The organism is Hansschlegelia zhihuaiae, assembly GCF_004103825.1.
Classification (GTDB): Bacteria; Pseudomonadota; Alphaproteobacteria; order Rhizobiales; family Methylopilaceae; genus Methylopila; species Methylopila zhihuaiae.
In genome coordinates, this window is the sequence record NZ_RYFI01000045.1 from 1 (window position 1) to 2039 (window position 2039).

Consider the following 2039-nt stretch of genomic DNA (forward strand, 5'->3'; position numbering starts at 1 on the left):
CGTCCCCATCCCACCACAAGGGACAGACCACGCAACATGCAATCCATCGCCTTCGCCAGGGAGATGGATCGCCGGGTCAAGCCCGGCGATGACGGCGGCGGGTCATTGCGGCGACGCCGGACGCATCGAGCCGCGACGCCCGCCCCCGCACCGCCCGTCATGCCCGGCCGAAGGCCGGGTATCCACGACTTGGGCGTGGCGCGCTTCGATCCTAGAAAGTCGTGGATACCCGCGCTGCCGCGCGGGCATGACGGCCAAGGTCGCGGGCCTGCTCGACAAGTTCCTGGCCCGGAACCGCCTCGACAGCTACGCGGCCGGGCGTCCGTCCTGGATCGTGGAGTGAGGCGGGGACCCCGCGCCGGGGGCGACCGGCGCGGGGTCTTTTCTTTCGGGGGAGGGGGGCCCGGCCCTCGTCATGCCCAGGCTCGACCCTGGGCATCCATCGTCTTGGCCAAGGAGATGGATCGCCGGGTCAAGCCCGACGATGACGGCGGCGGGTCATTGCGGCGCCGCCGGACGCATCATACCGCGGCATCCGCCCCCGCACTGCCCGCCATGCCCGGCCGAAGGCTGGGTATCCACGACTTGGGCGTGGCGCGGCTGCGGACCTTCAAATGCGAGATAGCTGAAGGGATGATGGTCGCCATAAGCAAGTTGTGATGCTGCTTGGTCCTACAACGGATCATGCGCCACCCACCTGTTGCGACGGCACAAGTGTTCCCTTAATGTTCCATTCGAGAGAATGGAGTCACCTCTCCTATGATTTCAGATAGCGAATTTTTGGAACGACTTGTCGCCGGATTTTGCACCGCGACAATGGAAGATGCGGACGTCAGCTGGGATGAGAAAATAGGAGGGCGGCAATTTGATGTTGTAATTCGTCTGAAGGCAGGAGTTTTCAACTATCTGACAATTGTTGAAGTGAAATCGAGCAAAGCGAAGATAAAGGTAAAAGAGATAGAGGCCTTCGTTACAAAAGCAATAGATGCAAAGGCAAATAAAATATCGGTATTTAGCTCAAAGGGATTTGAGTCTGGCTGCGAAAATGTTGCCAGAAATCACGGCGTGGAGTTATTTATTATCTCTCAATCTGACGAAACGCCGAGCGAAGAAGCCGTGCGGGGCCGACTTGCCCAATCTGGCATCTATTCTTTTCGAAATCCCAATATTGATCATCGAAGCGTCGCTCCGATAATAAAGTTTGGAGAGAGAGTAAAATCTCACAATTTTGATAAAATAACGCTTGTTTATGTAACAGGAGAAGAGTTGCCATTGACGACGGAAGGGACGGAGTTGACATATGTCCTTTCAAATTCTCTAATAAATCGAGACACATTTCTTAGAGATATTATATCGAATATCGATTTTCCTGAATTGGAAGTTGGTCAATCGTGTGAATATACACATAAATTCTCACCTAGTGTTGATTATATGGCAAATGATGAGCTTTTTTCCCATGATGGGGATCTTGGGGCCATAAAAATAAAGTACTCTGGAATAATGGCTATTCCGTTTGAAGGAAACGTATATGTTGAGTTATCGATGTTTGCGTCAGATGTTGAAATTGTAAACGCCTTAACGGGAGAAAAGAGTTCGATCTATTTTCATAATCTCGCATTGGGATTTAATGAGTTTGAGAAAGGAATGTATTATTTTACGCTAAATCCGTTATCATATTACTATTGTGATGAAATAATTGACTCTATCGCTACAGTTTATCTCTTAGAGAGCTTTCAGAATGGACGATTCTTGCATGGTAAGTTCAAGCAAGAAATAAAGTATGGACGCCTCTATATGCCATTAAAGGATAAGAAGGTTATTGAGAGACTGAAGGTACGCTTAGGCGCTGAGCGTCATGGCGGACCGTTTGCGCGCAAGATGCCGAAGAAGAGGCGAGTGGTCCCATGGCGCTAACGGCCCTTCGCAGCACTCCTTTATAGGTAAAAATTCCTTGACACCCACCCCCGCCCATGCTCTCATCCCCCGACCCTTCCCCGTCGCGGAAGGCGTGTCCGGACCGGCCGGGCGTGCGGGGGAGG

General features: G+C 52.1%; 1 protein-coding gene. It reads left to right on the top strand.

Annotated features, from left to right (window positions below):
• The first annotated feature begins 759 nt into the window (after positions 1-759).
• Positions 760-1914, top strand: coding sequence for a restriction endonuclease (locus tag EK403_RS21975; protein WP_128779584.1), 1155 nt, complete (start codon positions 760-762; stop codon positions 1912-1914).
• The last annotated feature ends 125 nt before the right edge of the window (positions 1915-2039 follow it).

Excerpts from the sequence above, each read along its gene's own strand:
- EK403_RS21975 (WP_128779584.1), top strand. The coding sequence starts at position 760 with ATGATTTCAGATAGCGAATTTTTGGAACGACTTGTCGCCGGATTTTGC.